Origin of the sequence: Streptomyces sp. OR43 (assembly GCF_008042275.1) — a bacterium.
Lineage (GTDB): Bacteria > Actinomycetota > Actinomycetes > Streptomycetales > Streptomycetaceae > Streptomyces.
The window spans coordinates 21873-28579 of record NZ_RDBK01000010.1 but is presented as its reverse complement, the minus strand read 5'-3'; the positions used below and the strand labels follow the sequence as shown (position 1 = coordinate 28579).

General features: G+C 69.4%; 10 protein-coding genes and 1 pseudogene. 4 read left to right on the top strand and 7 right to left on the bottom strand.

Annotation, left to right across the window (positions count from 1 at the left end; translation table 11 throughout):
* Positions 1-175: 175 nt before the first annotated feature.
* A pseudogene (locus tag EAO72_RS44000) lies at positions 176-286 on the bottom strand (rhamnogalacturonan lyase family protein); the annotation flags it as partial.
* Between the two features lie 200 nt (positions 287-486).
* Complete coding sequence (locus EAO72_RS07925; protein WP_148016525.1) at positions 487-723, bottom strand: hypothetical protein; 237 nt, start codon at positions 721-723, stop codon at positions 487-489.
* A gap of 354 nt (positions 724-1077) precedes the next feature.
* Here EAO72_RS07925 and EAO72_RS07920 point away from each other — a divergent pair, with 354 nt between their 5' ends.
* Positions 1078-1233, top strand: coding sequence for a helix-turn-helix domain-containing protein (locus tag EAO72_RS07920; RefSeq protein ID WP_261991363.1), 156 nt, complete (start codon positions 1078-1080; stop codon positions 1231-1233).
* Positions 1234-2110: 877 nt separating this feature from the next.
* On the opposite strand, the gene EAO72_RS07910 is transcribed toward EAO72_RS07920, so the two are convergent.
* Together EAO72_RS07910 and EAO72_RS07905 are read right to left on the bottom strand one after the other, a co-directional pair.
* Positions 2111-3298 carry a helix-turn-helix domain-containing protein gene (locus tag EAO72_RS07910; RefSeq protein ID WP_148016522.1) on the bottom strand — a complete coding sequence of 396 codons (1188 nt, stop codon included), beginning with the start codon at positions 3296-3298 and terminating at the stop codon, positions 2111-2113.
* Between the two features lie 106 nt (positions 3299-3404).
* A complete protein-coding gene (locus EAO72_RS07905; protein ID WP_148016521.1) occupies positions 3405-4046 on the bottom strand; it encodes an HAD family hydrolase in 642 nt (213 codons plus the stop codon).
* 52 nt (positions 4047-4098) lie between these two features.
* On the opposite strand from EAO72_RS07905, the gene EAO72_RS07900 reads away from it, so the two are divergent.
* Together EAO72_RS07900 and EAO72_RS07895 are read left to right on the top strand one after the other, a co-directional pair.
* A complete protein-coding gene (locus EAO72_RS07900) occupies positions 4099-4278 on the top strand; it encodes a hypothetical protein (RefSeq protein ID WP_148016520.1) in 180 nt (59 codons plus the stop codon).
* A 40-nt stretch (positions 4279-4318) separates the two neighbouring features.
* Positions 4319-4540 carry a hypothetical protein gene (locus EAO72_RS07895; RefSeq protein ID WP_148016519.1) on the top strand — a complete coding sequence of 74 codons (222 nt, stop codon included), beginning with the start codon at positions 4319-4321 and terminating at the stop codon, positions 4538-4540.
* 168 nt (positions 4541-4708) lie between these two features.
* On the opposite strand, the gene EAO72_RS07890 is transcribed toward EAO72_RS07895, so the two are convergent.
* Together EAO72_RS07890 and EAO72_RS07885 are read right to left on the bottom strand one after the other, a co-directional pair.
* Positions 4709-4906 carry a hypothetical protein gene (locus EAO72_RS07890; protein WP_148016518.1) on the bottom strand — a complete coding sequence of 66 codons (198 nt, stop codon included), beginning with the start codon at positions 4904-4906 and terminating at the stop codon, positions 4709-4711.
* A 2-nt stretch (positions 4907-4908) separates the two neighbouring features.
* The gene (locus EAO72_RS07885) at positions 4909-5238 is read right to left on the bottom strand and encodes a hypothetical protein (protein ID WP_148016517.1); all 330 of its coding nucleotides are present in this window, start codon (positions 5236-5238) and stop codon (positions 4909-4911) included.
* 44 nt (positions 5239-5282) lie between these two features.
* Between EAO72_RS07885 and EAO72_RS07880 the strand changes: the two genes are divergently transcribed.
* Positions 5283-5618, top strand: coding sequence for a DUF6233 domain-containing protein (locus EAO72_RS07880; RefSeq protein ID WP_148016516.1), 336 nt, complete (start codon positions 5283-5285; stop codon positions 5616-5618).
* 1 nt (position 5619) lies between these two features.
* Here the strand turns inward: EAO72_RS07880 and ku are convergent, their stop codons facing one another.
* Positions 5620-6546, bottom strand: a complete 927-nt coding sequence (gene ku, locus EAO72_RS07875) for a non-homologous end joining protein Ku (RefSeq protein ID WP_148016515.1) — start codon at positions 6544-6546, stop codon at positions 5620-5622.
* Between the last annotated feature and the right edge of the window lie 161 nt (positions 6547-6707).

The following is a 6707-nucleotide window of genomic DNA, read 5'->3' as shown; positions in this document are numbered from 1 at the left end:
CATCGGAGTCGGCCCCGGAGCCCGTGACCCCGCAGACCGGGGAGTCCGAAGCCCCGCCGCCCGCCCCGCAGGCGTCGGGTGACGTGACGGTGGGCGGGACGGCGTAGGACCCGGCGGCCGCAGGTGCGTCACCCGCGGCCGCCTCCTCATGAGCCGACGGGGCCCGTGCCGGCCGTCAGGGCGTCGACACGGTGGGCCGGGGCGCCGTCGCCATGCCGCTCCCGATGAAGAAGCTCGGGTGCGGCGGCTGGTTGTAGGCCGTGTTCTGCCAGGCCAGCGCCGTGCGGCCTGCGCCGATGCACTCCGCTCTTCCGAAGTTGCGCCCTGACCTGCCACCTTCGTGTGCCCTTGAGTGCCCCGCACTGCCCGTGACTTCCCAATCCGGGTCTCCCCGAGCGCTCCCCGCAGGTCTTCGCTCCCCAGATTCTCCCCAGATTCCGCCCGGGAGTTCCGCTGCAGCGAGCCGTTCACCTGGTGATTCAACCTTCAGAGCGGCGCACCGGCGTGCCCCGGTTCATACGCCACGCCAGCCTCGGCGGCCAGGCTGCGTCGCCTCTCCTCCATCGCCAGGATGCAGGCCTGGCACGCACGGATGCCTTCTACGTCCCCGCCCCGGGTGTGGAGTTCCTGTACGACCGTGGTGTCCACTTCGCCTGCTTCCGGGTGCCGGAAGCAGGCGCCGCGCTTCCACGTATAGAGGCCGAGAATCTGCTGACTGTCCATGTCCTTCTCCTGCGCTGGTAGCTGTGGCGTTGGTGGTGCCCGCCCTGCCTAACGGGAACCGCGAGTTGGGGGTACTTCACCCGGAGGAATGAACACGTGTTCGAATTTAGGACAGTAGCCCTAGCTCCACGGCATATGCCAGAGCTCAGCAGGGAGCGAGGGCGGCGACCAGGCGGGCATCCCTAGTCGAGCCGCCGAGCCGTCGGCACGCTTCACTCAAGATCAAAAAATGCCGCAAAATTGCTGCGGACATAAGATGATCTTCAGCGGAGCGTGGCAGGCGTGCCGCCCGCAGACGAACAGTGGATCCTCGACGCCCGCCGGGCGCTCGGCGACCGCGTGCGCGTCCAACGGATGCACGTGGGAATCACCCAGGAACGACTGGCCGAACAGACCGGGATCGACCGCAGCACAATTCAGCGGATCGAGTATGGCGGCGAGGCGAAGATCAGCCACCTGCTGCTGATTGCACGCGAACTTCGAGTGCACGTGCGAGACCTCCTCGGCTGACGGGCTGACCTGACTCGGCAGTCAGAACCGAGCCTGACTCAAGATTCCACCTGGCGGAAGCCTTGGGGTGTGGATATATGCGCCAGCCACCCACATGAAGGATACAAACGCACGCTCCGTATAAGTCCTGGTCAAAGGCCTGGGTAGGTCTAGACCGCTGATTTCCTCTGTGTCGAACCCGCTCGGTTGCTTCGTGTTCAGCCCCGCCGCAGCGCCCTTCTCAACGGCGACCCCAGACGCGACACCCGCGGCAACCGGCAGTCGGGGTCTCCCACAGGGTGTGCCCAGTCGTCGGGTCGGGCCCCGCTCATCGACCCCGAGCGGTCGAGTCGGACGGCGTCGCCGACAATTCGCTGGTCGCAGCGAGCGCAGATCATTGCGGCGCACGCCCTTCCTCGCGTTCCGCACAGGCCTGCGCGTCCGAGCAGCACCGCGGGAACCACGAGTACGCGGCGCCCGTGCGAGGGCGGGTGCGCTGCTCCCCCAAGTCGATGTCGTAGCCGACGCTCAGCGGGGCACGGCACCACACACACCGCCACCCGCGCTGCTGGTGCATCGTCAACGTGGTGACCGGTGGCAGCTCCCTGGTCGTCACGGCAACCGCCTGTCCTGATGGGCCGAGCAGGCCACGACAGGCCATGCGCGGCCGTCATCATCAAGGGTGACCTCGCCGGCCGGATAGAACGGCCCGATGGCGGCGCCGCAGTGCCAACAGGCCTCGCCGTGTAATCGGGCGAAGCTCGGCTGTCCGGCTGCCGGTGCGGTGTTCTGTGAGCTCATGGCTACCCCGTCCCATCTGCCCAGTTCCTGGTGACTGGACAGATCATGGGCTGCGACAAGGGGCACAAGTACCCCGGTGAGGGGTAGTCAGGGGTACCTAGCTGGCGTGGCACCACTCGGCAAAGTTCGTCAGCGTTTCAGCGTCGGCCCGCTTCAGTCGGCGAAGCGTTGCTGCGTCCTCCCGCACCCACGGGTGCTCGCGGGTGTGCTGCGGCGCAATCCGGCGGGCGACCTTGAGGGACTCGAAGCTGTCGTCCATGAGGCCGCCCCACAGCTGGGCGCGGGCGAGCTCGATGTAGAAGCCCGAGCGGCGCTCGGCCGGCAGGTCGGCGGGCGGCTTCCATTCGCGGGCCACGTCGAAGGCGCGCTGGACGTGCTCGTTGCCAAGGCTGACGGCGACGCTGACCTCGTGGATGCGGACACTGTCCGGGCCGAACGCGGTCCCCTGGTAGATGCCCTCGGCCACTCGGTCGCCCAGGGTCCGGGCCTCGGCCAGGTGCCCGTCGGCTGCGTCAGGGCTGCCGGCGCGCCCGGCGATGACGGCGGCCCGCATGTGGAGTGCCCCGCGGGCGGCAATCGCCTCGTGGGTGACGGGCTCGGGGCAGGCGTCGACTGCCTGCTCCAGGGCGCGCAGCCCAGACGCATGGGCTCTGGCGGCGAAGAAGGTCTCGGTGCGGACGTAGCTCACCGCGGCCTGCAGCAGCGGGTCGCCGGCGCCGGGTGCAGCCCAGCGCATCAGCTCGATGAGTCGTGCGGACAGGTCGCGGGCCCCGTATTTGTAGGCGACCGCGTCAGCGCACCGGTATGCGGTCACGAGGAGGGACGCCAGCTCGGGGTTGCCAGCCCCGGTCGGTGTCTGGGCGGCGCGGGCGAGCTCGGCCAGGAGGTCGGGCAGGGTTCGGGCGATCTGGAGGTACTGGGCGGACAGGCGCCACGCTGTGGCCTGGGCGACCGCGGTCTGCAGCTCGGGCAGTGACCGGACTGGGCCGTCCTCCGGCATGTCGTAGGTGGCGATGGCCGCCGACAGCCCGGGGAGTGCGTCGCGGATGCGGGTGGAGACGTGCTCGCGGTCCGCGACGAGGCGGGACGGGTCCACTCCGAGTGCTCCGGCGATGGCGTCGAGGGTGTCGTCGGTGACGCCGCGTTCCCCGCGCTCGATTTTGCGGATGGTGCCGAGGGCGACGTTCGCGCGGTCGGCGAGTTGTTGCTGGGTCATTTTCGGGCGGGCGACGCTGCGGTAGTACGCAATACGTCGGCCTACCGAACCCGGCTGGGTCGGTGGCATCCTTGCTCCGTTCGAGGTCTCCACTTCGAACCGTACCGGCCGCTATGTGCAGTTGGTGCGCGAACGGCCCCACTCCGGCACGCGCTCGGGGGTGGGGCCGTTTCGGTCAGCGGGCGACGATGTCCAGCAGGTCGGTCAGGGAGTTGATCGACCAGTCTGCCGCGGCACGCACCTCGGGGTCGTCCGCCCACCAGTAGCCCCACGGGCCGCGGCGGATGTGGGCTGTTCGTAGCCCGGCCGCGCGGGCGGGGAAGATGTCGTTGGCCGGGTGGTCTCCCACGTACAGCGTTGACTGCGGACCCGCCCCGGACACCTCCAGGACGCGGGCAAAGAACTCCGGTGCCGGCTTCGCGACACCCCACTCCCCGGACATGATCACCAGGTCGGCAGGGAGGTCGAGGGCGCGCAGTAGAGTCGCCGCCTTCTCGGTCTGGTTCCCGGCCACGACCACCCGGATACCGAGCTCACGCAGCGCGCCCAAGGCGGGGCGGACGTCAGCGTAGAGGTCGCGCTCGTCGAGCACTTCGCCGCGGCCGGCCGCCTCCCGGGCGGCATACTCGGCAGCAATGTCGATGCCCGGCCGGACGAGTCGCACGGCGTCGGCGTTGTCCCTCCCCTGCACCACCACAGCCCCTACGAGGGCGCTGAGCGTGTGCGGGGGTACGTCGAGCCAGTCAGCCCAGGACTGCCAGTAGCGGTCGTCGCGGATCAGGGTTTCGCCGACGTCGAGGACGATGGTCTCAATCACAAAACCGACCCTACGCGGGCCCATTGTCGGACCTCGGGCCTACCCTGATGCCATGCCCACTCCCCCTACGCCTGCCACATCTGTGCGCTCGCTGGCCGAGGTGAACGCGGACATCCGCGCGCTCTGGCAGAGGTCCTCGGGGCGACTGTCGCCGGAGGGGCGCCGGGAGTACGAGCGGCTTCTGGCCGAGTGGGCGGCCGTGGTGCGGGGCGACGCGGTCGAGGCGGCGTGACCTGCGGTCGATTGTCAGTGCCGCCGTTTAGGATCCCGCCGTGGCGAAACCGAGCGATGAACTGATCCAGCTGTACCGTGCGGCCGTCGAGGCCCAAGCCGAGGCGACGAGCAAGCCGCACAGCGACGAGGGCTGGGCGCCCTGGCGTGAAGCGGCAGAGACGTTTCAGCGGGCCGTGACCGAAGAAGCCGCCGGGGAGGACCGGGCGAAGCTGGAGATGGCAGTGAAGAAGATCGTGCTCCACTCCGAACCGGCCGAGTGAGCAGCTCCGCCCCCGTCCGGGAGCAGCCGGGCGGGGGCGGGAAGCAATCCCCTGATCGTGGGCCCGGAGGCCCTGGGGGTTGATGGCTCAAGAGTACGAGGCCGGTATGACAACCCCAGCTCAATCAGGCGGCGCGGCGGCCAGGCGCCCCTGACGAATCGGGTGGGATCAGTGGGTGTCGTCTGGCCAGGACTGCAGGATCCGCCCGCCGTCCTCTTCGTCGGTGAGCGTGATGCGCGCGCCTTCGACGCCTCCGCGCTCGCCGATCCAGCGCGTGTATTTCCGTTCGGCTGTCGGCAGGTCTGCCCACCAGCCGCGCGCGATGGTGCGCGCCCTGATCGTCAGGGTGAGGCGGTAGCGGTCCACGCCTACTCCTTGTCCGTGACGATGCGAATGGCGGTCACACCCGCCTCGTGGGCGGCGTCCCGGAGCACGGACAACACATCCTCCAGCGACCCTCTGGGGCCGCCGCGCGGGGTCGTGGCGACCATGCACGGCATGCAACGGTCCACCCAGCGGCGGCCGTGCCCGGGGGCTTCGGCGACATCGACGGCGCTGGACGGCTGGCCGCACAGCAGGCACGGGACGCGCTCCCTGAGCCGCGCGAAAGCGGCCTCCTGGCGGGGCGAGGCCGGTGCGGCCGGGGCCAGCATGGTCGGGTCGATGCCGAGGGATCGCAGCAGGTCAGCGTCAATCATGCGGCCTCCTCGATCACTCATCCCAGCGGCGTACAGTAGAACATATGTACGACCTCCCATCCGACCTCCCACGCCTCCGCACCCTGCGGACCTGGACCGCCATGTGGGTAGCTCGCATCGATGAGGCCATCGCGGCAGCCGAGCAGCAGGAGCGGGAGAAGCGGCAGGGAGGGGAACGGCGGCCGCCCGTACCCGACTGGATCGTCGAGCTCGGTATCGGGCAGGGCGCCCCACCCAGCGAGATCCACGCCGGCTACTGCCACGCCGCAGGGAAGCGCCGGCGCGCCATCGATCGAGATCAGGCCCGGGCGCTGCTCGCCGACGGAATTCGGGCCTGCTCGCACTGCCGGCCCGACACCGACCTGGGCGTGCTCGGGTAGCTCAGGCGCTCTTGCGCTTCCGCGGCGCCGTCTTCTTCTTCGCCGCGGGCTTCTTCGCAGCAGCCTTCTTGGCCGGCGCCTTCTTCGAGGCCGCCTTCTTCCGCGGCTTCATCTCGTGGACTGTGGCGTGATCGCCATCGTCCTCACCGCGGCCCTCCTTGGCCTTCTTCACGCTGGCGTTCAGCGCCGCCATGAGGTCGACGACCTGGGCCGGCTTCTGCTCACCGTCGTCCGCCTGCTCAGGCGGCTCCTTGCCCTCCAGCTTCGCTTCGATGAGCTCCTCCAGGGCGCGCCTGTACTCGTCCCGGTAGCCGGCGATGTCGTCCGTGGTCATCGAGTCCATGAGCTCAAGGGCGCGCTTGATCTCGCCCTCGTCCACGTCCGTGGCGTCCGGGGCAACCTCGGCCGGGTCGCGGACCTCGTCCGGCCACTTCATGGAGTGGAGAACGAGCGCGTCGCCGCGGATGCTGAGCAGGCCGAGGCGCTCCCGGTTGTGCCACGCGAACTTCGCCACGGCCACCTTCGAGTTCCGCTCCAGCGCACGTCTGAGCAGCACATACGGCTTGGCCGCCACGGCGCCGTCGGCCGACAGGTAGTAGCTGTCACTGATGCGCACCGGGTCGATCGACTCCGCGGGGACGAACGCGACGATCTCGATGGCCTTCGCCGTGGGCAGCGGCATCCCGTCGAGCTCCTCATCGGTCACCGGGACGACCTGCTCCTTCGTGAGCTGGTACCCCTTCCCGATGTCTTCCTGGCCGAGGGCTTTGCCATCGATCTCGCAGATCTTCCGGGTGCGGACCCGAGCCATGTCCTTCAGGTGCACCTGGTGGAAATGGATCGAGTGATCCTCCGAGGCGGAAGAGACGCGGATGGGTATCGTGACCAGGCCAAACGAGATGGCACCGCTCCAGATCGTGGACGGCATTCATACCTCCCGGGGCCCCCTGGGGTCTGTCGGGAGGCGGTCCGGCCGCAGCTAGGGAGACCCTGGTCGGGACCAGGGGCGACCGGGCCGCCGCCCGTACTCCGATCCTCACGCCGGGGACCGGTGCCCGCATCCGGACCAGACACGGGCGCCAGCACCTG